The sequence below is a fragment of the Paraburkholderia sprentiae WSM5005 genome, from assembly GCF_001865575.2.
Lineage (GTDB): Bacteria > Pseudomonadota > Gammaproteobacteria > Burkholderiales > Burkholderiaceae > Paraburkholderia > Paraburkholderia sprentiae.
On the sequence record NZ_CP017561.2, the window covers coordinates 3,016,247 to 3,039,492 of the forward strand.

25 protein-coding genes and 1 other RNA gene are annotated in these 23,246 nt (G+C 64.1%); 11 read left to right on the top strand and 15 right to left on the bottom strand.

The features are described 5' to 3' along the window. Positions 1-4: 4 nt before the first annotated feature. From BJG93_RS13675 to purH, 4 genes are all read left to right on the top strand, one after another. Entirely contained in the window at positions 5-1,276 is a 1,272-nt protein-coding gene (locus tag BJG93_RS13675) for a UbiH/UbiF/VisC/COQ6 family ubiquinone biosynthesis hydroxylase (RefSeq protein WP_027198806.1), read from the top strand. Positions 1,277-1,465: 189 nt separating this feature from the next. Continuing rightward, positions 1,466-2,542 carry a tRNA dihydrouridine synthase DusB gene (gene dusB / locus BJG93_RS13680; RefSeq protein WP_027198807.1) on the top strand — a complete coding sequence of 359 codons (1,077 nt, stop codon included), beginning with the start codon at positions 1,466-1,468 and terminating at the stop codon, positions 2,540-2,542. Further along, positions 2,539-2,772 (top strand): Fis family transcriptional regulator, encoded by a 234-nt coding sequence (locus tag BJG93_RS13685; RefSeq protein ID WP_008919619.1) that lies wholly within the window; start codon positions 2,539-2,541, stop codon positions 2,770-2,772. Before dusB ends, BJG93_RS13685 begins: the two co-directional genes overlap by 4 nt. Positions 2,773-2,827: 55 nt before the next feature. Next, positions 2,828-4,393 (top strand): bifunctional phosphoribosylaminoimidazolecarboxamide formyltransferase/IMP cyclohydrolase, encoded by a 1,566-nt coding sequence (gene purH, locus BJG93_RS13690; protein WP_027198808.1) that lies wholly within the window; start codon positions 2,828-2,830, stop codon positions 4,391-4,393. 73 nt (positions 4,394-4,466) lie between these two features. Here purH and BJG93_RS13695 read toward each other — a convergent pair whose 3' ends face one another. Continuing rightward, positions 4,467-4,706, bottom strand: a complete 240-nt coding sequence (locus BJG93_RS13695; protein WP_027198809.1) for a hypothetical protein — start codon at positions 4,704-4,706, stop codon at positions 4,467-4,469. A gap of 129 nt (positions 4,707-4,835) precedes the next feature. Here BJG93_RS13695 and ruvC point away from each other — a divergent pair, with 129 nt between their 5' ends. From ruvC to BJG93_RS13715, 4 genes are all read left to right on the top strand, one after another. Continuing rightward, positions 4,836-5,378 carry a crossover junction endodeoxyribonuclease RuvC gene (gene ruvC, locus BJG93_RS13700; RefSeq protein ID WP_027198810.1) on the top strand — a complete coding sequence of 181 codons (543 nt, stop codon included), beginning with the start codon at positions 4,836-4,838 and terminating at the stop codon, positions 5,376-5,378. Between the two features lie 76 nt (positions 5,379-5,454). Then, a complete protein-coding gene (gene ruvA, locus BJG93_RS13705) occupies positions 5,455-6,036 on the top strand; it encodes a Holliday junction branch migration protein RuvA (protein ID WP_027198811.1) in 582 nt (193 codons plus the stop codon). Between the two features lie 30 nt (positions 6,037-6,066). Further along, positions 6,067-7,128 (top strand): Holliday junction branch migration DNA helicase RuvB, encoded by a 1,062-nt coding sequence (gene ruvB / locus BJG93_RS13710; RefSeq protein ID WP_027198812.1) that lies wholly within the window; start codon positions 6,067-6,069, stop codon positions 7,126-7,128. A gap of 23 nt (positions 7,129-7,151) precedes the next feature. Next, the gene (locus BJG93_RS13715; protein WP_027198813.1) at positions 7,152-8,126 is read left to right on the top strand and encodes an oxygenase MpaB family protein; all 975 of its coding nucleotides are present in this window, start codon (positions 7,152-7,154) and stop codon (positions 8,124-8,126) included. 36 nt (positions 8,127-8,162) lie between these two features. Here the strand turns inward: BJG93_RS13715 and BJG93_RS13720 are convergent, their stop codons facing one another. From BJG93_RS13720 to tyrS, 3 genes are all read right to left on the bottom strand, one after another. Then, on the bottom strand, positions 8,163-8,837 hold the full coding sequence (locus BJG93_RS13720; protein WP_027198814.1) for a histidine phosphatase family protein: 675 nt from the start codon (positions 8,835-8,837) through the stop codon (positions 8,163-8,165). A 99-nt stretch (positions 8,838-8,936) separates the two neighbouring features. After that, positions 8,937-9,395, bottom strand: coding sequence for a D-aminoacyl-tRNA deacylase (dtd, locus tag BJG93_RS13725; RefSeq protein ID WP_027198815.1), 459 nt, complete (start codon positions 9,393-9,395; stop codon positions 8,937-8,939). Next, positions 9,392-10,642, bottom strand: a complete 1,251-nt coding sequence (tyrS, locus tag BJG93_RS13730; protein ID WP_027198816.1) for a tyrosine--tRNA ligase — start codon at positions 10,640-10,642, stop codon at positions 9,392-9,394. The genes dtd and tyrS overlap by 4 nt, the downstream gene beginning before the upstream one ends. Positions 10,643-10,796: 154 nt before the next feature. Between tyrS and BJG93_RS13735 the strand changes: the two genes are divergently transcribed. After that, positions 10,797-11,927, top strand: a complete 1,131-nt coding sequence (locus tag BJG93_RS13735) for an anhydro-N-acetylmuramic acid kinase (protein ID WP_027198817.1) — start codon at positions 10,797-10,799, stop codon at positions 11,925-11,927. A gap of 342 nt (positions 11,928-12,269) precedes the next feature. Here BJG93_RS13735 and erpA read toward each other — a convergent pair whose 3' ends face one another. The 3 genes from erpA to rplM all read right to left on the bottom strand — a co-directional run bounded on the left by erpA (position 12,270) and on the right by rplM (position 13,702). Then, entirely contained in the window at positions 12,270-12,635 is a 366-nt protein-coding gene (erpA, locus tag BJG93_RS13740; RefSeq protein WP_027198818.1) for an iron-sulfur cluster insertion protein ErpA, read from the bottom strand. 234 nt (positions 12,636-12,869) lie between these two features. Continuing rightward, complete coding sequence (gene rpsI, locus BJG93_RS13745; protein WP_011489810.1) at positions 12,870-13,262, bottom strand: 30S ribosomal protein S9; 393 nt, start codon at positions 13,260-13,262, stop codon at positions 12,870-12,872. 11 nt (positions 13,263-13,273) lie between these two features. Beyond that, entirely contained in the window at positions 13,274-13,702 is a 429-nt protein-coding gene (gene rplM / locus BJG93_RS13750; protein WP_027198819.1) for a 50S ribosomal protein L13, read from the bottom strand. 636 nt (positions 13,703-14,338) lie between these two features. On the opposite strand from rplM, the gene BJG93_RS13755 reads away from it, so the two are divergent. Next, positions 14,339-14,761 carry an OsmC family protein gene (locus BJG93_RS13755; RefSeq protein ID WP_027198820.1) on the top strand — a complete coding sequence of 141 codons (423 nt, stop codon included), beginning with the start codon at positions 14,339-14,341 and terminating at the stop codon, positions 14,759-14,761. 86 nt (positions 14,762-14,847) lie between these two features. Here BJG93_RS13755 and rnpB read toward each other — a convergent pair. The 3 genes from rnpB to pyrC all read right to left on the bottom strand — a co-directional run bounded on the left by rnpB (position 14,848) and on the right by pyrC (position 17,296). Then, an RNA gene (gene rnpB / locus BJG93_RS13760) (RNase P RNA component class A) lies at positions 14,848-15,261 on the bottom strand. 35 nt (positions 15,262-15,296) lie between these two features. Continuing rightward, complete coding sequence (locus BJG93_RS13765; RefSeq protein ID WP_027198821.1) at positions 15,297-16,223, bottom strand: DUF3025 domain-containing protein; 927 nt, start codon at positions 16,221-16,223, stop codon at positions 15,297-15,299. A gap of 11 nt (positions 16,224-16,234) precedes the next feature. Further along, complete coding sequence (gene pyrC, locus BJG93_RS13770) at positions 16,235-17,296, bottom strand: dihydroorotase (protein ID WP_027198822.1); 1,062 nt, start codon at positions 17,294-17,296, stop codon at positions 16,235-16,237. A gap of 162 nt (positions 17,297-17,458) precedes the next feature. Between pyrC and BJG93_RS13775 the strand changes: the two genes are divergently transcribed. Further along, a complete protein-coding gene (locus tag BJG93_RS13775; RefSeq protein WP_082194661.1) occupies positions 17,459-18,418 on the top strand; it encodes a class II glutamine amidotransferase in 960 nt (319 codons plus the stop codon). A 98-nt stretch (positions 18,419-18,516) separates the two neighbouring features. Here BJG93_RS13775 and BJG93_RS13780 read toward each other — a convergent pair whose 3' ends face one another. The 5 genes from BJG93_RS13780 to BJG93_RS13800 all read right to left on the bottom strand — a co-directional run bounded on the left by BJG93_RS13780 (position 18,517) and on the right by BJG93_RS13800 (position 23,242). Next, complete coding sequence (locus tag BJG93_RS13780) at positions 18,517-19,242, bottom strand: amino acid ABC transporter ATP-binding protein (RefSeq protein WP_027198824.1); 726 nt, start codon at positions 19,240-19,242, stop codon at positions 18,517-18,519. Continuing rightward, positions 19,239-19,916: a glutamate/aspartate ABC transporter permease GltK gene (gltK, locus tag BJG93_RS13785; protein WP_027198825.1), complete on the bottom strand. Its 678-nt coding sequence runs from the start codon at positions 19,914-19,916 to the stop codon at positions 19,239-19,241. The genes BJG93_RS13780 and gltK overlap by 4 nt, the downstream gene beginning before the upstream one ends. Then, a complete protein-coding gene (locus BJG93_RS13790) occupies positions 19,916-20,656 on the bottom strand; it encodes an amino acid ABC transporter permease (RefSeq protein WP_027198826.1) in 741 nt (246 codons plus the stop codon). The genes gltK and BJG93_RS13790 overlap by 1 nt, the downstream gene beginning before the upstream one ends. Before the next feature lie 89 nt (positions 20,657-20,745). After that, a complete protein-coding gene (locus tag BJG93_RS13795; RefSeq protein WP_027198827.1) occupies positions 20,746-21,639 on the bottom strand; it encodes a glutamate/aspartate ABC transporter substrate-binding protein in 894 nt (297 codons plus the stop codon). Positions 21,640-21,919: 280 nt separating this feature from the next. Next, the gene (locus BJG93_RS13800; protein ID WP_027198828.1) at positions 21,920-23,242 is read right to left on the bottom strand and encodes a Glu/Leu/Phe/Val family dehydrogenase; all 1,323 of its coding nucleotides are present in this window, start codon (positions 23,240-23,242) and stop codon (positions 21,920-21,922) included. Positions 23,243-23,246: the final 4 nt, after the last annotated feature.

Below are 23,246 nucleotides of genomic sequence, written 5' to 3' on the forward strand. Positions count from 1 at the left end.
CGCGATGAACGAAGCCGCTCAATCCGCGGTGATCCTGAGGCCCGCGTCCCACCAGCAGGGGTTCGATTTCGACGTGACGATCGTCGGCGCGGGGCCGGTCGGCCTTGCGCTGGCCGGCTGGCTCGCGCGCCGCAGCGTGACGCGCGAGCTGAAGATCGCGCTCGTCGACGCGCGCGAGCCGGAAGACTCGATCGCCGATCCGCGCGCGATCGCGGTCTCGCACGGCAGCCGGATGATCCTCGAGCCGCTGCGCTGGCCGGCCGACGCCACCGCGATCGAGCGCATCCACGTGTCACAGCGCGGTCATTTCGGCCGCACGCTGATCGATCATCGCGAGCACGGGCTGCCGGCGCTCGGCTATGTGCTGCGCTACGGCTCGATCGTGCACGGCCTCGCAGAAGCCGTGCATGCGACGCCGGTCCACTGGTTCCGCTCGACCTCGGCCGGCGCGCCGGTTCAGGAGCTCGACGGCGTCACGCTGCCGATCGAAACCGCGGGCGTTGCGCGCCAGTTGCGCACGCGGATTCTGGTGAACGCCGAGGGCGGGCTGTTCGGCGATCAGAAGCACGCGAAAAACGTGAGCCGCACCGCGGACGAAGACGCCGGCGCACGCAACATCGCCACAAACAACGCCGGCTCGCGCGACTACGGCCAGACCGCGCTGGTCGGCACGGTCACCGCGTCCGCGCCGCAGCCGCACGTCGCATGGGAGCGCTTCACGTCGCAGGGCCCGATCGCGCTACTGCCGATGGGCGGCGTGCGCGGCGCCGACTACGCGCTGGTCTGGTGCTGCGCGCCGGATGAAGCCGCGCGCCGTGCGCAACTGTCCGACGAAACGTTCCTGCGCGAGCTCGACGCCGCGTTTGGCGATCGGATGGGCCGCTTCACGCACATCAAGGGACGCGCGTCGTTCCCGCTCGGACTCAATACGGTCGACACGCTCGTGAATGGCCACATCGTCGCGATCGGCAATGCGGCGCAGACGTTGCATCCGGTCGCGGGCCAGGGCCTCAATCTGGGCTTGCGCGACGCGCACGCGCTCACCGATGCACTGTCGGCCGAGGGCCCAACCCCGCTCGCGCTCGCGCGCTTCGCGCAACGCCGCGCGCTCGACCGGCGCCTGACGATCGGCTCGACCGATACGCTCGCGCGCCTGTTCACCGTCGACTTCGCGCCGCTCGCGGTGCTGCGCGGCCTCGCACTGACCGCACTCGAATTCGTCCCGCCGGTGAAAACCGCGCTCGCCCGGCAGATGATGTTCGGCCAGCGCCGCTAGGCGCGCACAGCGCTGCGCGGCTCTATGAGCCGCGCGACTTTCATAGAAGATTGAACGGGTTACGAGATCCGGTTCGCGAGTCCCGCTAAGCCGTTAACGCTAAAATGGCTGTTTTCCCCTCGCATTTCGCGCTGCGCCGGCTGTCACGGTTACCAAATCCTGACCCCTTCGCTGGCGTGCGCTCACGTCATGCCTACACTCGGCTCCCACAATCTGCGTAACAACCTGTTCGTCGCCCCGATGGCCGGCGTGACCGACCGGCCGTTCCGCCAGTTGTGCAAACGGCTCGGCGCGGGCTACGCGGTGTCGGAAATGGTCGCGTCGAACGCGCAGCTGTGGAAGAGCGAAAAGACCATGCGCCGCGCCAATCACGAAGGCGAGGTCGAACCGATCGCGGTGCAGATCGCCGGCGCGGACCCCGACATGATGGCCGAGGCCGCCCGCTACAACGTCGCGAACGGCGCGCAGATCATCGACATCAACATGGGCTGCCCGGCCAAGAAGGTCTGCAACGTCGCGGCCGGGTCAGCGCTGCTGCAGAACGAACCGCTGGTGCAGCGCATCGTCGAGGCGGTCGTCAACGCGGTCGGCGTCGGGCCCGACGCAGTGCCCGTCACGCTGAAAATCCGCACCGGCTGGAATCGCGAGAACAAGAATGCGCTGAACGTCGCGCGTCTCGCGCAAGCAGCGGGTATTTCGATGCTGACCGTGCACGGCCGCACGCGCGCCGACCTGTATCACGGCGACGCCGAGTACGAAACCATCGCCGCGGTCAAGGCGGCGGTGCGCATTCCGGTCGTCGCGAACGGCGACATCACCTCGCCGCACAAGGCGCGCGAAGTGCTCGCCGCGACCGGCGCGGACGCGATCATGATCGGGCGCGCCGCGCAGGGCCGTCCGTGGCTGTTCCGCGAGATCGAGCATTTCCTGCAAACGGGCGAGCTACTGCCGCCGCCGCGCATCGACGAAATCCAGCAGGTGATGAACGAGCATCTCGAAGATCACTACGCTTTTTACGGGGAATTTACCGGTGTTCGCACTGCGCGCAAGCACATCGGCTGGTACACTCGCGGCCTTTCCGGCGCCAACCTGTTCCGGCATCGCATGAATACGCTGGACAGCACGCGCGAACAGCTCCTCGCCGTCAACGAATTCTTTGACGCGCAAAAGGCGATCTCAGACCGCCTCGTCTACGTCGACGAAGCGCCCGGCAACCCCGGGCTCGACAGCGAGAGCGAGGACAACCCAGACCGACTAGCAGCATGAGCAAGAACAATATCGAACAATCTGTCCGCGACAGCCTGGACGTGTATTTCCAGGATCTCGACGGCTCCAATCCGCACGACGTCTACGACATGGTCATTTCATGCGTGGAAAAACCGTTGCTCGAAGTGGTGCTCGAGCAGGCCGGTGGCAACCAGTCGCTGGCCGCCGAGTATCTCGGCATCAACCGCAACACGCTGCGCAAGAAGCTGCAACAACACGGTTTGCTGTAGCGCGTTGTAGTTTCTGGCGCCCTGCCACGTTTCCCTTCGGCTTTTCGTCTTCATCATGATCAAGCAAGCGCTCATCTCCGTTTCCGACAAGTCCGGTATCGTCGACTTCGCCAAATCGCTGTCGGACCTCGGCATCAAGATCCTGTCGACCGGCGGCACCGCGAAACTGCTCGCGGACGCGGGCCTGTCCGTCACCGAAGTCGCCGACTACACGGGCTTCCCGGAAATGCTCGACGGGCGCGTGAAGACATTGCATCCGAAGGTGCACGGCGGCATCCTCGCGCGCCGCGATCTGCCCGAGCACATGGCCGCCCTCGAGAAACACGACATTCCGACCATCGACCTGCTGGTGGTGAACCTGTACCCGTTCGTGCAGACCGTGTCGAAGGAAGAGTGCTCGCTCGAGGACGCAATCGAGAACATCGACATCGGCGGCCCGACGATGCTGCGCTCGGCCGCGAAGAATCACCGCGACGTGACGGTGGTGGTCGATCCGGCCGACTACGCGGTCGTGCTCGACGAAATGCGCGCGAACGGCAACACGGTGTCGTACAAGACGAACTTCCGCCTTGCCACCAAGGTGTACGCGCACACCGCGCAGTACGACGGCGCGATCACCAACTACCTGACGAGCCTGACCGACGCGTTGCAGCACTCGTCGCGCAACGAATACCCGGCCACCTTCAACATGGCGTTCGAAAAGGTCCAGGACCTGCGCTACGGCGAAAACCCGCACCAGAGCGCGGCGTTCTACCGCGACCTAGCGGTGCCGGCCGGCGCGCTCGCCAACTACAACCAGCTGCAGGGCAAGGAACTGTCGTACAACAACATCGCCGACTCCGACGCGGCGTGGGAATGCGTGAAGACCTTCGACGTGCCGGCCTGCGTGATCGTCAAGCACGCGAATCCGTGCGGCGTCGCGATCGGCGCGAACGCGCACGAAGCGTATTCGAAGGCGTTCCAGACGGATCCGACCTCGGCCTTCGGCGGCATCATCGCGTTCAACCGGGAAGTCGACGAAGCGGCCGCGCAAGCCGTCGCGAAGCAGTTCGTCGAAGTGCTGATCGCGCCTTCGTTCAGCGCCGAAGCGCGTCAGCTGTTCGCGGCGAAGCAGAACGTGCGTCTGCTCGAAATCGCACTGGGCGAAGGCCATAACACGTTCGACCTGAAGCGCGTCGGCGGCGGCCTGCTGGTGCAGTCGCTCGACTCGAGGAACGTTCAGCCCCGCGAACTGCGCGTCGTCACGAAGCGTCATCCGACGCCGAGGGAAATGGACGACCTGCTGTTCGCATGGCGCGTCGCGAAGTACGTGAAGTCGAACGCGATCGTGTTCTGCGGGAACGGCATGACGCTCGGCGTCGGCGCGGGCCAGATGAGCCGCGTGGACTCCGCGCGGATCGCGAGCATCAAGGCGCAGAACGCCGGTCTGACGCTGACCGGTTCGGCAGTCGCATCGGACGCTTTCTTCCCGTTTCGCGACGGTCTGGACGTGGTCGTCGCGGCAGGCGCGACCTGCGTGATCCAGCCGGGCGGCTCGGTGCGTGACGACGAAGTGGTCGGCGCCGCTGACGAGCACAACATCGCGATGGTGCTGACGGGCGTGCGTCACTTCCGTCATTGATCGCCGAGCTTCGGTAGCGGCAAAAAAGGCCCGCGGGTTGTCCCGCTGGGCCTTTTGTTTGGGAACGACGCGCTCAATCGTCCGGCTCTTTGCGCGCGTAACCGTCCCGCACTTGCGCATGCTGGCTGATGTAGGTGCCCAAACCCCGTCCGCGGCGCGCCAGACGCTTTAGCACCGCCACATGTTCGGTGCCCACACTCTGCTCTGTGTACCAATACACGACGCCCGGCCGAAAGCGCACCTTGATGAAATCGTCGCCGATTTCGTAAGCGTCGACACCGGACTCGCCGCTGAGATTCCCGTAGCGTTCCATCCTCGATCGCCTCCTTGCGCATTGCCGCAGCAGCTTTTATTCCGCCAGGCACGCGGCGAGCGGACCGCCGCGCGCCGCGTTCGTTGTAGTATCGCAGGCACCTGGTTTTTATCGCTTGTGCGGCACCTCATGAAAATTCTCGGCATCGACCCCGGCCTGCGCGTAACGGGCTTCGGCGTGATCGAACAACACGGCCACACACTGCGCTACGTCGCGAGCGGCGTGATCCGCACCGCCGACGCCGATTTGCCGTCGCGGCTCGGTACCATCTTCGCGGGCATTTCGACGCTGATCCGCGAGCACGCGCCGGATCAGGCGGCGATCGAAAAAGTCTTCGTCAATGTCAATCCGCAATCGACGCTGCTGCTCGGCCAGGCGCGCGGCGCCGCGATCTGCGGGCTCGTCGCGGGCGGCGTGCCGGTCGCCGAATACACGGCCCTGCAGTTGAAGCAGTCGATAGTCGGCTATGGCCGCGCGACCAAGGAGCAAATGCAGCAGATGGTCGTGCGCCTGCTGAGCCTGTCAGGCGTACCGGGCACCGACGCCGCCGACGCGCTAGGCATGGCCATCTGCCACGCGCACGGCGGCTCGACCCTGAGCACGCTCGGCGGCATCGCGCCGGCGCTCGCGAAAAAGGGGCTGCGGGTGCGGCGCGGGCGTCTGGTCGGCTAGCGCAACGATGCCCCGCGCCGCCGATCCGCTGCGCTACACTCGCGCTTTCCCATCCGACTCTGAAAACTAATCCGCCATGATCGGTCGCATCGCCGGCGTTCTGCTGGAAAAAAACCCGCCGCATCTGCTCGTCGACTGCAACGGCGTCGGCTACGAAGTGGATGTGCCGATGAGCACCTTCTACAACCTGCCGTCGACCGGCGAGCGCGTCGTGCTGCTCACGCAGATGATCGTGCGCGAGGACGCGCATCTGCTGTACGGCTTCGGCACCGCGCAGGAACGTGCGACGTTCCGCGAGTTGCTGAAGATTTCCGGCATCGGCGCGCGCATGGCGCTGGCGGTGCTGTCCGGCATGAGCGTCGCGGAGCTCGCGCAGACCGTCACCATGCAGGACGCCGCGCGCCTGACTCGTGTGCCGGGCATCGGCAAGAAGACCGCCGAGCGGCTGCTGCTCGAACTGAAGGGCAAGCTCGGCGCCGACCTCGGCGCGATGGCGGGCGCCGCGTCGCCATCCGATCACGCATCCGACATCCTCAACGCGCTGCTTGCGCTCGGCTACTCGGAAAAGGAAGCGCTCGCGGCGGTCAAGAACGTGCCGGCCGGCACCGGCGTGTCCGAGGGCATCAAGCTCGCGTTGAAGGCGCTGTCGAAGGGCTAAGCTCCAGGCCACGCACGGTACAATGACCGCATGATCGAAACCGACAAACTCGCCGCCGAGCGCATCATCGCGGCCACGCCTGTGTCGCCGAACGAAGAAGCGTTCGAGCGCGCGTTGCGCCCGCGTCAGCTCGAGGAATATGTCGGGCAGGAGAAAGTGCGCGGACAGCTGGAAATCTTCATCGAGGCCGCGAAGCGCCGGTCCGAATCGCTCGACCATGTGTTGCTGTTCGGGCCGCCGGGCCTCGGCAAGACCACGCTCGCGCACATCATCGCGCGCGAGATGGGCGTCAATATGCGGCAAACGTCGGGCCCGGTGCTCGAACGCGCCGGCGACCTCGCCGCGCTGCTCACCAATCTCGAAGCCAACGACGTGCTGTTCATCGACGAAATCCACCGGCTTTCGCCGGTCGTCGAGGAAATCCTGTATCCGGCGCTGGAGGATTATCAGATCGACATCATGATCGGCGAGGGGCCGGCCGCGCGCAGCGTGAAGCTCGATCTGCAGCCGTTCACGCTGGTCGGCGCGACCACGCGCGCGGGCATGCTGACCAATCCGCTGCGCGACCGCTTCGGCATCGTCGCGCGACTGGAGTTCTATAACGCGGAAGAGCTCGCGCGCATCGTCACGCGTTCGGCCGCGCTGCTCGGCGCGCAGATCCATCCGGACGGCGCGGTCGAAATCGCCCGCCGCGCGCGCGGCACGCCGCGTATCGCGAACCGCCTGCTGCGGCGCGTACGCGACTTCGCCGAAGTGAAGGCCGACGGCAACATCACCGCGCAGGTGGCCGACGCCGCGCTCAGAATGCTCGACGTCGACGCGGTCGGCTTCGACCTGATGGACCGCAAGCTGCTCGAAGCGATCCTGTACAAGTTCGACGGCGGCCCGGTCGGTGTCGACAATCTCGCGGCGGCAATCGGCGAAGAGCGCGACACGATCGAAGACGTGCTCGAACCCTATCTGATCCAGCAGGGCTTCCTGCAGCGCACGCCGCGCGGCCGCGTCGCCACGCTGCTCACCTACCGGCATTTTGGGCTGGCCGCGCCGGACGCGTCGAGCGCGCTGCCGGGTCTGTGGGATTCCACGAACTGAGTCACGCAACGAGGCCGACCAGGATGTCCGACCAGACCGAGCAACCCGGCCCATCCAACCCTTCACCCGTCAATCCCGCCGGCAGCCCGTCCGGCAAGTTCACGCAGCGCCTCACCCACCGCCTGCGCTCGAAGCTCGCCGCCGGCGTCACGCATCTGACGACCGGCAGTGGCCCAATGCTCGACTACTCGTCACCGCCGGGCGATCCGGGCCTGTTCGGGCCCGACTCCGTCTGCTGGAAAGTCCACGCCGACTTCACGTCGATGATGACGGGCGGCATCAGCGCGCTGCTGCTGCAGGCGCTGCATCCGCTCGCGCTCGCGGGCGTCTGGGATCACTCGAGCTTTCGCACCGACATCCTGGGCCGGCTGCGTCGCACCGCGACGTTCATCGCCGGCACGACGTACGGCAGCAAGAACGATGCGCTCGCGCTGATCGAGCGCGTGAAGCGCATTCATCTCGACGTGAGCGGCGTTGCGCCGGACGGCCAGGCGTATCGCGCGAGCGAGCCCGCGCTGCTCACGTGGGTGCACGTCGCCGAAGTGTCGAGCTTCATGACCGCGCATCTGCGCTATGTGAATCCGGTGCTGTCCGTCGCCGCGCAGGATCAATACTTCGCGGAAACCGCGCGCATCGCGGAAATGCTCGGCGCGGTCGATATTCCCCGCTCGCGCGCCGAAATCGAGGCGTACCTGCTCGCGATGCGGCCCGCGCTAGTCGCGAGCGAGCGTACGCGCGAAGTCGTCAGGATTCTGATGAACGCGCCGGCACCGAGCTTCGCGATGCGGCCCGCCGGCACGCTGATGCTCAACGCCGGGGTCGATCTGTTGCCCGACTGGGCGCAGACGATGCTCGGCTTGAGTCGCTACGCGGCGCTGCGTCGAACGTTCGCGCGGCCTGGCGTGCGGATCGTCGCACCGGTGATTCGCTGGGCGCTGGTCAATGGGGTATCGAAGCGGGCACGGCGGCGTGCGGCGGCGGCGCGACAGCAGGATTGAACACGGCGCGCGGGTAGGGCCATCGCCCGCGTCTGGTTAGCGCTTCGGCTCCGGCCCCTTCCTCAAACCGTCATCGTCGGCGCTGCCCGCGTCGAGATGCGATACGTCCGCCCACGATACGATCGTCGCGCGACCGTTGACGTAATCCACGATGTTCAGGCTGGTGTTCAGCAACGGGTAATCGCGCGGTGCGTCGAGCGGCATACCGCTTGCAAAGCGGCGCACGCAATCGAGCACGCCGCCATGCGTGACACACGCGATGCGCCCACCCGGATGCGCGGCGACGAGCGGCTCGATTGCATGCACGATGCGGTGGTAGAACACGCGTTGCGACTCGCCCTCGGGCGGCGCGAAGCCGGGATCGCGGGTTTGCCACTGTGCGTATTCGTCGGGAAAACGCAGCGCGATCTCGTCGCTGTCATGGCCCTGGAACGCGCCGTACGAGCGTTCGCGCAAATTCTCGCGCGATTGCAGCGGCAGGCCGAGCGCATCGCCGATCGGCTGCGCGGTCTGCTGCGCGCGCTGCAGATCGCTCGAATAGATCGCGTCGAGCCGCGTGCCCCGCTTCGCCTCGTCGGCGAGGCGCTGCGCGAGACGCTTCGCTTGCGCGACGCCCGTCGTCGCGAGCGGAATGTCGATGTGACCTTGAATGCGCTTGATGCGGTTCCAGTCGGTCTCGCCGTGCCGGATAAACAGGATCTGCGTCGTCATGAGAGAGAGAGGTGCCGTTCGCGGGTGTGTCGAGCGGCTATTGTCGCAAAAAGCAGCCGCGCGCCTCGCCTGCGGCGACGGCGCGACGTTAGCGCTCGGTCACGCGTTGGTCTGCAACCAGAACGTGACCGGCCCGTCGTTGACGAGCGACACCTGCATCTGCGCGCCGAACTCGCCGGTCTCGACGATCGGATGCTTCGCGCGCGCGGCCGTGACGAAGTAGTCGAACAGGCGCTTGCCTTCATCGGGCGGCGCGGCCGGCGTGAAGCTCGGGCGCAGGCCGCTGTTGGTATCGGCGGCGAGCGTGAACTGCGACACCAGCAGCAGTCCGCCCGCGCGCCCCGCGCCGTCGAGATTCTGCACCGACAAATTCATCTTGCCGGCCGCGTCGCTGAAGACGCGGTAGCCGAGCACCTTGGCGAGCAGCTTGTCGGCCGCAGCTTCGGTATCGCCACGCTCCGCGCAGACCAGCGCGAGCAGGCCTGCGTCGATCGCGCCGGTCACACGATCGGCGACGCGCACTTCGGCGCGCCGCACGCGTTGGATCAGCGCGATCACGCCGTCAGCGTCACGCGCGCGAAGCGGCGCTTGCCGACCTGCACGACGTACTCGCCCGCTTCGACCTTCAACCCCTTGTCGGACACCGCCGTACCGTCGATCTTCACGCCGCCCTGTTCGATGTTGCGCAGCGCCTCGCTCGTCGACGGCACGAGGTTCGCCTGCTTCAGCAACTGGCCGATCGCAAGCGGTGCGCCCGCGAGCGTCACGGCCGGGATATCGTCAGGCACGCCGCCCTTCGCGCGATGATTGAAGTCCTCGAGCGCGCGCTCGGCGTCCGCCTGCGAGTGGAAACGCGCGACGATTTCCTGGCCGAGCATCACCTTGAAGTCGCGCGGATTGCGGCCCGCGTCGGTCTCGCGCCTGAAGCCGGCGATCTCGTCCAGCGGACGGAACGACAGCAGTTCGAAGTAACGCCACATCAGCGTGTCGGAGATGCTCATCAGCTTGCCGAACATGTCGGTCGGCTTTTCGCTGATGCCGATATAGTTGTTCTTCGACTTCGACATCTTCTCGACGCCGTCGAGCCCTTCGAGCAACGGCATCGTCAGGATGCACTGCTGCTCCTGGCCGTACTGCTTCTGCAGTTCGCGACCGACCAGCAGATTGAACTTCTGGTCCGTGCCGCCGAGTTCCAGGTCCGCGTTCAACGCGACCGAGTCGTAGCCCTGCATCAGCGGGTACAGGAATTCGTGGATCGAGATCGGCACGCCGCCCTGGAAGCGCTTCGTGAAGTCCTCGCGCTCGAGAATGCGTGCGACCGTATAGCGCGACGCGAGCTTGATCATGCCGTCGGCGCCGAGCGGCATCGACCATTCGCTGTTGTAGCGGATCTCGGTCTTGTCGCGATCCAGCACGAGCGCGGCCTGCTCGAAGTAGGTCTTCGCGTTCGATTCGATCTGCTCGCGCGTGAGCGGCGGGCGGGTCGCGTTACGCCCGGACGGATCGCCGATCAGCGACGTGAAATCGCCGATCAGGAAAATCACCGTGTGGCCAAGGTCCTGCAGCTGGCGCATCTTGTTTAGCACGACCGTGTGGCCGATATGGATGTCGGGCGCGGTTGGATCGAGCCCGAGCTTGATGCGCAGCGGTTTGGCCGTAGCCGCGCTGCGCGCGAGTTTTTGCGCGAATTCGTCCTCGATCAGCAGTTCGTCGACACCGCGCTTGGTCACGGCGAGCGCGTGACGGACTTCGTCGGTGATCGGGAAGGCGGAAGCGGGATTGGGCTGGGTGGACTCGGTGCTCATGCTGGAAACGTGAAGTCGCGAAAAAACAGGATTGTCCCATAGATGCGCCGGCGCGGACGCACGCGCGACACCCGCGCCGCGCTCATCTTTGCGCCGCGCTGGTGCCGATAATCTGCTACAACCAATCGCAATGAACATCGACAGGAGCAGCGACGTGGCGCAAGACCCCGCAGAAGGCATCTATTTCGGATTGATGTCGGGTACCAGCATGGACGGTGTGGACGGCGTGGCTGTCCGGTTTACGGAAGGGAAGCCGCCCGAGGTGCTGGCCGAGGCGTTTGTCGGCTTTTCGGCCGGCATCCGCGAGGCGCTATTCGCGCTGCAGCAGCCGGGCGACAACGAGATCGAACGCGAGGCGCTCGCCGCCAACGCGCTCGCCACCCGCTACACGGTGTGCTGCCACGATCTGCTGCGAGACAGCCGTGTATCGGCCGATAACGTCCGCGCGATCGGCGTGCATGGGCAGACCGTGCGGCATCGGCCGGAAAAAGGCTATACGCGGCAGATCAACAACCCGGCGCTGCTCGCGGAAATGGTGCATATCGACGTGGTCGCCGATTTCCGCAGCCGCGATGTCGCGGCCGGCGGTCAGGGCGCGCCGCTCGTGCCCGCTTTTCACGCGACGGTCTTCGGCGCGAAGAACGAAACGCGCGTCGTCTGCAATCTTGGTGGCATCAGCAACATCACCATCCTGAACGCGACCGGCGGGGTGCGCGGTTTCGACTGCGGGCCGGCGAACGCGCTGCTCGACGCGTGGGCCGAGCGCCATCTCGGCAAGCCATTCGACGAAAACGGTCATTTCGCGGCGAGCGGCCAGGTCGATCGCAAGCTGCTGAACGCGTTGCTCGACGAACCGTTCTTCGCCGAACAGCCGCCAAAGAGCACCGGCCGCGATCTGTTCAACACCGCATGGCTCGATGCGAAGCTCGAAGCGTTCACCGCGCTCGCACCCGCCGACGTACAGGCGACGCTGGTCGCACTGACCGCGGTGACGGTCGCACGCGAGATCGAGCGGCATGCATCGGACGCGCGCGCCGTGTATGTGTGCGGCGGCGGCGCGCGCAATCCGGAAATCATGAAGGCGTTGCAGCAGGCGCTCGAAGACAGCGGCGTAAGCGGCGTGCCCGTGATGACGACCGACGCGCTCGGCGTGCCGCCGAGCCAGGTCGAACCGCTCGCATTCGCGTGGCTCGCGATGCGCTGCCTCGCGCGTCTGCCGGGCAGTCTGCCAAGCGTGACTGGGGCGTCCGCGGAGCGGGTGTTGGGCGCCATCTATCCGCGCTGAGAAATGCACGGCGCGCGCTTGTCGTCGATGTACGTGGTCGGCAACGGATTTTGCTCACGTCGCTGACGGATCAAAGGCGTTTCGAGGCCGCCGGACCATTCGGTACGAAATGACATGGGCGGACGTGACGCGCTCGTACGGCAAATTGCCTGCGCTGCTCACACGCCTGAAGGACAGGCTCACGCAACCAACGCCCCAATGAGAAACGGCCCGGGCGCATTTGCGCTCGGGCCGTCAAATCAAGCTCGTTTCGTTATACCGTTCGAGTCCTCAAAAGAGACCTCAACTGAACGGCATTTGGGCCAAGCCCCGTTTTCACTGTGGCGCGAAGGGCCTCTTCGCTCAGACCGAGAACGACGAACCGCAACCGCAGGTCGTGCTCGCGTTCGGGTTCTTGATGACGAACTGCGCGCCGTTGATGTCGTCCTTGTAGTCGATCTCTGCGCCGACCAGGTACTGGTAGCTCATCGAATCGATCAGCAGCTGGACGCCGCTCTTGTTCATCACGGTGTCGTCTTCGTTGATCGCTTCGTCAAACGTGAAGCCGTACTGGAATCCTGAGCAGCCGCCGCCCTGCACGAACACGCGCAGCTTGAGCTCCGGGTTGCCTTCCTCATCGATCAGTTGCTTGACCTTGTCAGCCGCTGCGTCGGTGAAGACGAAGGGGGCCGGCATTTCGGTCACGGGGGTGTCGGTGACTGCGTTCATTCGAACTCTCCAAAAAGCTTTAACCGATATTGTAGGGCTGTTCCGGATATCGTGCTGAAGTCCACAAAATCAATGGGTTCTTGCTGCAAGATCGGTGCAAGACGAGCCGTTGTCGCTTGAACGAACGAGACCGGCGCACGAACCCCGGCAAACCATGAAAAAAGCCGCCTTCGCGCATGGCGTTGGCGGCTTGTGCTGCAAACCGGCGCGAAGCCCGGTTCGCGTCCGAAACGATTAACGCTTCGAGAACTGCTTGCGACGACGTGCCTTGTGGAAGCCGACCTTCTTACGTTCGACTTCACGAGCGTCACGTGTAACGAAGCCAGCCTTCGACAGTTCCGGCTTCAGCGTCGCGTCATAGTCCATCAGCGCGCGCGTGATGCCGTGGCGAACCGCGCCGGCTTGACCCGTTTCACCGCCGCCCGTCACGTTGACCTTGATGTCGAACGTGACACCGTGGTTCGTCAGTTCCAGCGGTTGACGCACGATCATCAGCGACGTTTCGCGCGAAAAGTAGTCGGCGATGGGCTTGCCGTTCACAACGATGTCGCCCTTGCCTGCCTTGATGAACACACGTGCGACGGCGCTCTTGCGGCGGCCCGTGCCGTAATTCCAGTTACCGATCATGTGGGCTCCCCTTAGATCTCGAGCGCCTTCGGCTGTTGCGCCGAATGCGGATGCGTTGCTTCAGCGTAGACCTTCAGCTTCTTGATCATCGCGTAGCCGAGCGGGCCCTTCGGCAGCATGCCTTTGACCGCCTTCTCGAGCGCGCGGCCCGGGAAGCGTTCCTGCATCTTGCCGAACGTCGTTTCATAGATACCGCCCGGGTAGCCCGAGTGACGGTAGTACTTCTTGTCGGTAACCTTGTTGCCCGTGACCTTCAGCTTGCCAGCGTTGATGACGATGATGAAATCACCAGTGTCGACGTGGGGAGTGAATTCAGGCTTGTGCTTGCCGCGAAGACGGTGTGCCACTTCGCTGGCGACACGCCCGAGAACCTTATCCGTCGCGTCAATCACGTACCATTCGCGCGTCACCTCATGGGCTTTTGCGGAAAACGTCTTCATGATCGATCCAAAAAAATTGCTGCGCCCAATGTGTTCTTTCCTGCTTGTAGTGTGCGCATCGAGGCGCGTGCAGGCTCTCCCTGGTTCTTCCTCCGCGGGCGCGGATGCGGAAAAGCCCTGAATTATAAAGGAATTTGTGCTCGCAAGTCAAAACCTGCGATGCGCTTGCCACGAGCGGTCCGAAACCGGGGGAAACGCGGGCGCAGACATGGGCGAAAAAAAACCCGAACGAGCGGCTCGGGTTTAATCCACCAAAGGAGGAGGTGGAGGAGACAGCGGAGATCGCACAACTGCTGCGACGATGAGACGAATTATAAGGGCCGCCCTTGGACGGCGCAAGAACATCTGCATTGCGAAATGTGATTTCATAATGTGGCAGATGCCGCGCGTGAGGGTGCGTTCATCGAAACTCCTTTTGCATCGATGATTCATGATTAAACGACGCCGATCGGATAACACATCGCTTAGAGCGAAACCCCAATGGCTTGCGCAATTCAGGAACCGCCCGTCCGTTTCGCACTGCAGCAAAACAGCAAATACCATGCATAACCTCGCGATGCGCCCAGCGTGCGCTGACCGTCAGGCACCGGGCTACAATGCCGTTTCGACTAAGCGATGCGCGGTGGGAGTGACAGCATGGAATGCAAAGTAAGCTGGATGGGGCAAGACGGGATGGCGTTCGCGGCCGAGACGGGCAGCGGTCATCTGGTCGCGATGGACGGCGCGCCCGAAGGTGGCGGCCGCAACCTCGCGCCGCGTCCGATGGAAATGGTGCTGCTCGGCACCGGCGGCTGCACCGCCTACGATGTCGTCATGATCCTGAAGAAGAGCCGCCAGGAGATCGCCGGCTGCACGGTGACGCTGAAGGCCGAACGCGCGAGCGAAGATCCGAAGGTGTTCACGAAGATCCACTTCCACTTCACGGTGACCGGCAAGAATCTGAATCCGGCGACCGTCGAGCGCGCGATCAATCTGTCGCACGACAAGTACTGCTCGGCGTCGATCATGATCGCGAAGACCGCCGAGCTCACGCATTCGTTCGACATCGTCGCGCTCTGAGCGCGACAGCGATAGCGGCCAAGGCTGCGATCCGCGCCCCACATGAAAAAGCCGGCGTCCCAACGGACGCCGGCTTTTCTATTCAGCGGCAAAGCAGGCCGATAAGCCGGATTCTGTGCACGCGCCGGGTCCGAAGACGCGACGCGCGTGGCAGCCATTCCTCTAGGCGCGCCATTACTGACGCGCTCAAGCTTCCTACCCGCAGACGAGACGGGGGCCCCATCCTGCATCGCGAAGATGCGCGCCTGCCTACTTGGAATTGCTCCGGGTGGAGGTTACCGTGCCGGTCTGCCTTGCGACAGCCGCGGTGCGCTCTTACCGCACCGTTTCACCCTTACCTGATCCCGACTTGCGCCGGGCCATCGGCGGTTTGCTTTCTGTTGCCCTGTTCCGCGTGTCGCCACGGATGGCCGTTAGCCATCACCCTGCCCTGTGGAGTCCGGACTTTCCTCGCCCTCGTTGGCCGAAGCCGTCGAAGCCGCGACTGCCTGGCCTGCTTTGCTGGCGCGGATTTTAACACCGAACAGGGATGCGCCTAGCGCTTGCGGCGCCCCGTTCGGAACACGGACGTGTCGTCGTAGAACGCCGTCGATTCATTCTCGCGCCACCAGCCCGGAATGCCGAGCACGGGCAGCGGCGCGAACATGCGGCTGGTCAAGACGTCGGTGTCGAGCAGCGCCGCGCTGACCGCCTCGTCGAGCCACGCGTCGCGCGCGGCGGGGTCACGTTCGAAATAGTCGGGAGGCACGTCGACGATCCACGCATGGCCGGTGCAGCCCTTGAACGGCGCGATCAGCTTTTCCAGCAGCGCATGGCCAAAACAACGCACTTCGCAGCCCCGTCCCCACGCATCGCGCCGCGTGACGAATAGCGTCTGCCAATCGAAGCCGCGTAGCGCGATGCTGAGCGAAGGATCGGCGCAAGCGAACAGCAGCGCGTTTTCGTCGAAAAGGGTCAGCATGTCGCGCACGCCGCCACGCATCGGGCCGACGCCGAGCAGCTCGAGTTCCGCGGACTGGCGCGCGTTGAGCGCCGCCTTGATGCGCGGAAACGCGAACCACATCGAACCATTGAAGAAGTCGTGCAGATTGTGGCGCGTCGGCACACATCCGCTCGACGCGATATGCCCCTCGTACGGCGCGCCCGGTGGCAGATCATCCTGCGCGATGAACGCGAGACGCTGGCCGCGGCCGGTGGTCTGTTGCATCTGAGCGGCGTCAATGTTCATCGCGGCGAGCAGATCCGCGTAGCCGGTCAGCGCGGCTTGCTGCCAGCGCTGACCGCGCGCGGCGAACTGCGCGAACCACGGCTTCGACCAGTCGATCGCGGCGAAGCGTGACGGCAGAGGCTCGGGCGCCATGCCGCGCGCAACTTTGACCGCGGCTTCATGCGCTGCCGCCGAACCCGCTGTCGCCGCGGCGTCGTCATCCGCAATGCGCGGCCCCGCCTCACGCTCCCACATCTATCGTGGCCTCAAACGAGACGCCAACCGATCGACTCGCCGCCTCGCAGCGGTACCACCGGCGTGTCGCCGGCCGGCAGTTCGGCCGGCAGCGTCCATTCCTCGCGACGCAGCGTCACCTTCTCCGTATTGCGAGCCAGACGATAGAAGTCCGGACCGTGGAAGCTCGCGAAGCCTTCGAGCTTATCGAGCGCGCCGGCCTTGTCGAACGCTTCGGTGTACAGCTCGAGCGCGTGCAGCGCCGTGTAGCAGCCCGCGCAGCCGCACGCATGCTCCTTGAGCCCCTTCGGATGCGGCGCGCTGTCGGTACCGAGGAAGAAGCGCGGATTGCCGGAGGTCGCTGCCTCGACCAGCGCGACGCGATGCGTCTCGCGCTTGAGCACCGGCAGGCAGTAGTAATGCGGACGGATGCCGCCCTGGAAAATCGCGTTGCGGTTGTACAGCAGATGGTGCGCGGTGATCGTAGCGCCAAGCAGTTCCGGCGCAACGCCCGCTTCGCGGACGTAGTCGGCCGCGTCTTTCGTCGTGATGTGCTCGAAGACGACCTTTAGCGCCGGAAACGCGCGTCGCAACGGCATCATCACGCGATCGATGAAGACCTTCTCGCGATCGAACAGATCGATGTCCGAATCCGTCACCTCGCCATGCACGAGCAGCGGCATGCCGAGTTCCTGCATCACTTCCAACGTTTTCGCACATTTCATCAAATCGGTGACGCCCGCGTCGGAGTTCGTCGTCGCGCCCGCCGGGTATAGCTTCACGCCGTGCACAAAGCCGCTTTCGCGCGCGCGGCGGATTTCGTCGGGCGGCGTGTTGTCGGTCAGGTAGAGCGTCATCAGCGGCTCAAATTTCGCGCCCTCGGGAATCGCGGCGATGATGCGCTCGCGATACGCGTTGGCCATTCCGGTCGTGGTGACGGGCGGCTTCAGGTTCGGCATGATGATTGCGCGACCGAACTGGCGCGCGGTGTCAGGTAGCACGGCCGCGAGCATCGCGCCGTCGCGCACGTGCAGGTGCCAGTCGTCCGGGCGGACCAGCGTGACGGAATCGGGGGAAACGTTGGAAGCAGTCATGGCAGGAATTCGAGACTTCACGCGCCTCGCTGATCGACCGTCAAACCGCGTTGTAGCGGCCCAAACACAGGTCAATTTCGCTATTTGGCGTATTCGGCTCGGTGATATGCTTGGAAGATCATCATTGTAACGGCTCACTCCGTTCACAGGCTCACCTGCAACATGTGCCAACTTCTCGGAATGAACTGCGCCGCGCCGACGGACGTCACGTTTTCCTTCACGGGCTTTGCGGCGCGCGGCGGCGTCACCGATCACCATGCCGACGGCTGGGGCATCGCTTTCTTCGAAGACAAGGCCTGCCGGTTGTTCATCGATCATCAATCGTCGGCCACGTCGCCGATCGCCGAGATGGTCAAGCGCTACCCGATCAAATCGAAAAACACGATCGCGCACATCCGCAAGGCGACGCAAGGGCACATCCTGCTCGAAAACTGCCACCCGTTCATGCGCGAACTGTGGGGACGTCACTGGATCTTCGCGCACAACGGCGATCTGCAGGCTTACGCGCCGGAGTTGAACGGCGTGTATCAGCCGGTCGGCACGACCGACAGCGAACTGTCGTTCTGCTCGCTGCTCGAAGGACTGCGCAAGGCGTTCCCGGGCGCGCAGCAGCCGCCGCTTGACGAACTGTTTGCCGCGCTCGAGGCGCTCACGCGTGAAATCACGCAATACGGCGTGTTCAATTTCCTGATGTCGAACGGCCAGGCGCTGTTCGCGCATTGCTCGACGCATCTGCATTACCTCGTGCGTCGCTGGCCGTTTTCGACCGCGCATCTGGTCGACGCGGACGTGTCGATCGATTTCGCCAAATACACGACGCCCGAAGACCGCGTCGCGGTGATCGCGACCAAGCCGCTGACCGACAACGAAGTGTGGACCGCGTTCGAGCCCGGCGATCTGCTGATGTTCCAGCATGGCGACGTGATCGGCCGCGCCAATATCCCGGTGCCGCAGTCGGTGCTCGACAAGTTGCGCAATCCGGCGCTCGACGCATCGGCGTCGGCTACGACGATCGCGGCGTCGAGCGGCGCGCACGCGGTGAGCACCAGCGGAACCACGCTTTCAGCCGACAGCGAAACCGATCTCGAAGCCGCCGATGACGCGGCAGCGTTCGGGTCGTAACCCGCAGCCGTCACCTACGCCGCAAAAAAAAACCGCTCACACTGAGCGGCTTTTTTTCGTCCCGCGCGGGCCCCGAAACGAGGCCTGCGCGCCAACCCTCAGTGCAGAATCTTCGCGAGAAAATCCTTCGCGCGATCCGACTTCGGATTCGCGAAGAAGTCTTCCTTGCGGTCGTCTTCGACGATCAAACCCTTGTCCATGAAAATCACGCGATGCGCGACCTTCTTCGCGAAGCCCATTTCGTGCGTCACGCACATCATCGTCATGCCTTCCTGCGCGAGTTCGACCATCACGTCGAGCACTTCGTTGATCATCTCCGGATCGAGCGCCGAGGTCGGCTCGTCGAACAGCATCGCGATCGGGTCCATGGACAGCGCGCGCGCAATCGCCACGCGCTGCTGCTGACCACCGGACAACTGCGCCGGATACTTGTCCGCATGCGCGCGCAAACCCACGCGCTCGAGCAGCTTGAAGCCCTTCGCGGTCGCCTCGTCGTTCGAGCGGCCGAGCACCTTCACCTGCGCGAGCGTCAGGTTCTGCACGATCGACAGATGCGGGAACAGCTCGAAGTGCTGGAACACCATGCCGACCTTCGAGCGCAGCTTCGACAGATTGGTTTTCTTGTCGGTCAGCGACTGGCCGTTGATGACGATCTCGCCTTTCTGGAACGGCTCCAGTCCGTTGACGGTCTTGATCAGCGTGGACTTGCCCGAACCGGACGGCCCGCACACCACGACCACTTCGCCCTTTTTGACTTCCGTCGTGCAGTCGGTCAGCACCTGGAACTGGCCGTACCACTTCGAAACATTCTTGATAGAGATCATCTTGCGACCTTTTTCTGAAGACCTTTGACGAGGCTCGACGCGATCACGCAGATCACGAAATAACACGCGCCCGCGAACAGTACCATCTCGACGTTCGTGCCGTCACGATCGCCAATATTCGTGGCCGTGCGGAAGAAATCGGCGAGGCTGATCACGTAGACGAGCGATGTGTCCTGAAACAGCACGATACCTTGCGTGAGCAGCAGCGGCACCATCGCGCGGAACGCCTGCGGCAGCACGATCAGGCGCATCGCCTGCCCATAGGTCATGCCGAGCGCGAACGACGCGTTGACCTGGCCGCGCGGCACCGCCTGAATGCCGGCACGGATGATCTCGGAATAATACGCGGCCTCGAACAGCGAGAACGCGACCATCGCCGAGGCGAGCCGGATGTCGATGTCGGCCGACAGACCGAGCACGCTTTGCAGCACCTGCGGCACGATCAGGAAGAACCACAGCAGCACCATCACGAGCGGGATCGAACGGAAGAGCGTCACGTAGCCCTTCGCGAACCATTCGAGCGGCTTGATCGACAACAGTCGAAACAGCGCGAGAATGGTGCCCCAGATGATGCCGAACACGATTGCGATCAGCGTGATCTTGAACGTGATGATCGCGCCGGTCCATAGCGTAGGCAGCGCGCCCGGAATACCGCTCCAGTCGAAATGATGCATCACTTGCCTCCGATATAGCCGGGCAGCCGGGTCTTCGCTTCGACCCAGCGCATCAGTTGCATCACGATCAGATTGATCAGCATGTAGGCGACCGTAACCGCGATGAACGACTCGTAAGTTTGCGACGTGTAGTCGACGAGCTGACGCGCCTGCGCGGACAGATCGAGCAGACCGATCGTCGAGGCGACCGCGGAGTTCTTGAAGATGTTCAGAAACTCGGAGGTGAGCGGCGGCACGATGATCCGGTACGCGACCGGCAGCAGCACGTAGCGATACGTCTGCCATTGCGTGAAGCCCACCGCGAGACCGGCTGCGCGCTGGCCGCGCGGCAACGCGTTGATGCCCGAGCGCACCTGCTCGCATACGCGCGCGGCGGTGAAGAGCCCAAGACACACGATCGACGACGAGAAGAATTGCGCGCCCGGCGGCAATTGCTTGAACCAGTTGCCGATCGACACAGGCAGCAGCTCCGGTATCACGAGATACCAGATGAAGAACTGCACGATCAGCGGAATGTTGCGGAAAACCGCGACGTAGACGGTGCCGACGGCCGACGCCCATTTGTTCGGCACCGTGCGCAGCACACCGAACAGCGAGCCGACGACGAGCGCGATCACCCATGCCGACAACGACACGGTGACCGTCACCCACAGCCCCGACAGCAGCCAGCCCAGGTAGGTGGTCGGCTCGCCCGTGGAGACGGGACTCAGCAGAATGCCCCAGTTCCAGTGATATGACATGACCAAGACTCCGGCAAAAAGAAACGGAAGAAGCGCGTGGCCCCTTCCGTTCCGTTCAGCGTTTCGAAAGTGTCGAAAAAGCAGCTACGTTAGTCGATTGCCTTGTCGTTGGGATTCTTGAACAGCGCACGCATGTCGTCGCTCATCGGGAAGTTCAGGTTCAGGCCCTTCGGCGGGATCGGCGATTCGAACCAGCGCTTATAGATCTGTTCGCCTTCGCCCGACGTCTGCACCTTCGCGATCGCGTCGTCGGCGACCTTCTTGAAGTCGGGGTCGTTCTTGCGCAGCATGCAGCCGTACGCCTCACGCGATTGCGGCGTGCCGACGATCACGAAATCGCCCGGATTGTTCGACTTCGCGCGCTCGCCGGCGAGCAACGCGTCGTCCATCATGAATGCGGCGGCGCGGCCCGTCGACAGCGTCAGGAACGACTCGCCGTGATCCTTCGCGCTGATGATGTTCATGCCCATGTTCTTGTCCTGATTCATCTTGCGAAGCAGGCGTTCGGACGTGGTGCCGGCGGTCGTCACGACGGTCTTGCCCTTGAGGTCGGGGAAGTCCTTGATGCCGGAGTCTTTCTTGGTCATCAGGCGCGTGCCGATCATGAAGATGGTGTTCGTGAAGGCGGCCTGTTGCTGGCGCTCGAGGTTGTTCGTGGTGGAGCCGCACTCGATGTCGACCGTGCCGTTCTGCACGAGCGGAATGCGGTTCTGCGACGTGACCGGCACGAGCTTCACCTTCAGGTTCGGCATGTTCAGCTTCTGCTTGACGGCCTCGACCACCTTCATCGCGTAATCCTGCGAGTAGCCGATCACGTTCTGCTTCTCGTCGTAATAGGAAAACGGAATCGACGATTCGCGATGACCCAGCGAAATGACGCCCGTATCCTTGATCTTCTTCAGCGTGCCCGAGTCTTGCGCGTGCGCGCCAACCGTAAATAGTCCGAGAGTCGCGAGCAGCAGCGCAGCTTTTTTAATCTTCATCTTGATCTCCTTGGCAAGAACCGGCGCCAGTGTAACAAAGTAATTTTTCTGAAAGTATCGCTATTAACCATTCTGTTGCGCGTACGCCGCGATGGATCGCGGCGCCGTCGTGCAGCCGTTTCGCATATGAGAAGGCGGGCGGCATCGATAGGATGCCGCCCGCCGGTCAAACACGCCGTCTTGTGGACCGCGCTGATGCACAAAATGGCGGCGATTGTGCCTCCCGGCCCGCAAACCGGGCCGCGCAACCGCCGTTTGAAACAAGATAGGACAGAGTCGATCAGGGATATAAGCCGCGCATCTCGCGCGCTTGCAGAATCCGCTTACACGCGACGATGAACGCCGCGGTGCGCACCGACACGTTCTGCTCGCTCGACACCTGCCACACCGCCGCGAACGCTTCGCGCATCACACGCTCGAGGCGCTCGTTGATCTCGTCCTCGGTCCAGAAGAAGCTCGAGAAGTCCTGCACCCATTCGAAATATGACACCGTCACACCGCCCGCGTTTGCGACCACGTCCGGAATCACCAGGATGCCGCGGTCGTGCAGGATGTCGTCGGCCGCCGTGGTGGTCGGGCCGTTCGCGCCCTCGACGATGATCTTCGTCCTGATCTTGCCGGCGTTCTTTTCGGTGATCTGGTTTTCCAGCGCCGCCGGAATCAGAATGTCCGATTCGACCGTCCAGAACTCTTCGGTGGCGATCGCGTCGGCTTCGGCAAAGCCGCCGACGCCGCCCGTCTTCGCGACGTGAGCGAGCAACGCGACCGCGTCGATGCCGGTGGACTTGTACAGCGAGCCGGTGTGGTCCTGCACCGCGACAACCTTCGCGCCCGCTTCCTGGAACAGACGCGCGGCGATGCCGCCGACGTTGCCGAAGCCCTGCACCGCGATACGCGCGCCTTCGATGTCGAAGCCGATGCGCCGAGCCGCTTCGCAGCCCACCACGAATACGCCGCGGCCGGTCGCCTCGCGACGGCCGAGCGAGCCGCCCAGCGTGATCGGCTTGCCAGTCACGACGCCGGTGGCCGTCTGGCCCTGATTCATCGAGTACGTGTCCATCATCCACGCCATGATCTGCTCGTTCGTGTTCACGTCCGGCGCGGGGATGTCGGTATTCGGTCCGATGATGATGCCGATTTCGCTCGTATAGCGGCGCGTCACGCGCTCGAGCTCGCCGCGTGACAGCGTGCGAGGATCGACGCGGATGCCGCCCTTCGCGCCGCCGTACGGCACGTTCACCGCCGCGTTCTTCACCGACATCCACGCCGACAGCGCCATCACTTCGGAGAGCGTAACGTCCTGGTGATAACGCACGCCGCCCTTGCCCGGACCGCGCGACACGTTGTGCTGCACGCGATAGCCCTCGAAGTGGGCGACCGTGCCGTTATCGAGTTCGATCGGCACATCCACGATCAGAATGCGCTTCGGGCGCTTCAGGGTTTCGAGCCAGCGCGACAGCGAACCGAGATACGGCGCGACCCGGTCGACCTGGCGCAGATAGTTGCCCCAGGGGCCGAGGTCTTCGCGATTGAGGTAGGAGGGAACGGACTGCAACGTTGAGGCGGCTTGAACCGATTCTGCGGCGTGTTGCTGGGATGACATGAAC

Bases quoted from the DNA above. Each gene is read 5' to 3' on its own strand.
- BJG93_RS13675 (WP_027198806.1), top strand. From the start codon at position 5: ATGAACGAAGCCGCTCAATCCGCGGTGATCCTGAGGCCCGCGTCCCAC.
- dusB (WP_027198807.1), top strand. From the start codon at position 1,466: ATGCCTACACTCGGCTCCCACAATCTGCGTAACAACCTGTTCGTCGCC.
- BJG93_RS13685 (WP_008919619.1), top strand. From the start codon at position 2,539: ATGAGCAAGAACAATATCGAACAATCTGTCCGCGACAGCCTGGACGTG.
- purH (WP_027198808.1), top strand. From the start codon at position 2,828: ATGATCAAGCAAGCGCTCATCTCCGTTTCCGACAAGTCCGGTATCGTC.
- BJG93_RS13695 (WP_027198809.1), bottom strand. From the start codon at position 4,706: ATGGAACGCTACGGGAATCTCAGCGGCGAGTCCGGTGTCGACGCTTAC.
- ruvC (WP_027198810.1), top strand. From the start codon at position 4,836: ATGAAAATTCTCGGCATCGACCCCGGCCTGCGCGTAACGGGCTTCGGC.
- ruvA (WP_027198811.1), top strand. From the start codon at position 5,455: ATGATCGGTCGCATCGCCGGCGTTCTGCTGGAAAAAAACCCGCCGCAT.
- ruvB (WP_027198812.1), top strand. From the start codon at position 6,067: ATGATCGAAACCGACAAACTCGCCGCCGAGCGCATCATCGCGGCCACG.
- BJG93_RS13715 (WP_027198813.1), top strand. From the start codon at position 7,152: ATGTCCGACCAGACCGAGCAACCCGGCCCATCCAACCCTTCACCCGTC.
- BJG93_RS13720 (WP_027198814.1), bottom strand. From the start codon at position 8,837: ATGACGACGCAGATCCTGTTTATCCGGCACGGCGAGACCGACTGGAAC.
- tyrS (WP_027198816.1), bottom strand. From the start codon at position 10,642: ATGAGCACCGAGTCCACCCAGCCCAATCCCGCTTCCGCCTTCCCGATC.
- erpA (WP_027198818.1), bottom strand. From the start codon at position 12,635: ATGAACGCAGTCACCGACACCCCCGTGACCGAAATGCCGGCCCCCTTC.
- rpsI (WP_011489810.1), bottom strand. From the start codon at position 13,262: ATGATCGGTAACTGGAATTACGGCACGGGCCGCCGCAAGAGCGCCGTC.
- rplM (WP_027198819.1), bottom strand. From the start codon at position 13,702: ATGAAGACGTTTTCCGCAAAAGCCCATGAGGTGACGCGCGAATGGTAC.
- BJG93_RS13755 (WP_027198820.1), top strand. From the start codon at position 14,339: ATGGAATGCAAAGTAAGCTGGATGGGGCAAGACGGGATGGCGTTCGCG.
- BJG93_RS13765 (WP_027198821.1), bottom strand. From the start codon at position 16,223: ATGTGGGAGCGTGAGGCGGGGCCGCGCATTGCGGATGACGACGCCGCG.
- pyrC (WP_027198822.1), bottom strand. From the start codon at position 17,296: ATGACTGCTTCCAACGTTTCCCCCGATTCCGTCACGCTGGTCCGCCCG.
- BJG93_RS13775 (WP_082194661.1), top strand. From the start codon at position 17,459: ATGTGCCAACTTCTCGGAATGAACTGCGCCGCGCCGACGGACGTCACG.
- BJG93_RS13780 (WP_027198824.1), bottom strand. From the start codon at position 19,242: ATGATCTCTATCAAGAATGTTTCGAAGTGGTACGGCCAGTTCCAGGTG.
- gltK (WP_027198825.1), bottom strand. From the start codon at position 19,916: ATGCATCATTTCGACTGGAGCGGTATTCCGGGCGCGCTGCCTACGCTA.
- BJG93_RS13790 (WP_027198826.1), bottom strand. From the start codon at position 20,656: ATGTCATATCACTGGAACTGGGGCATTCTGCTGAGTCCCGTCTCCACG.
- BJG93_RS13795 (WP_027198827.1), bottom strand. From the start codon at position 21,639: ATGAAGATTAAAAAAGCTGCGCTGCTGCTCGCGACTCTCGGACTATTT.
- BJG93_RS13800 (WP_027198828.1), bottom strand. From the start codon at position 23,242: ATGTCATCCCAGCAACACGCCGCAGAATCGGTTCAAGCCGCCTCAACG.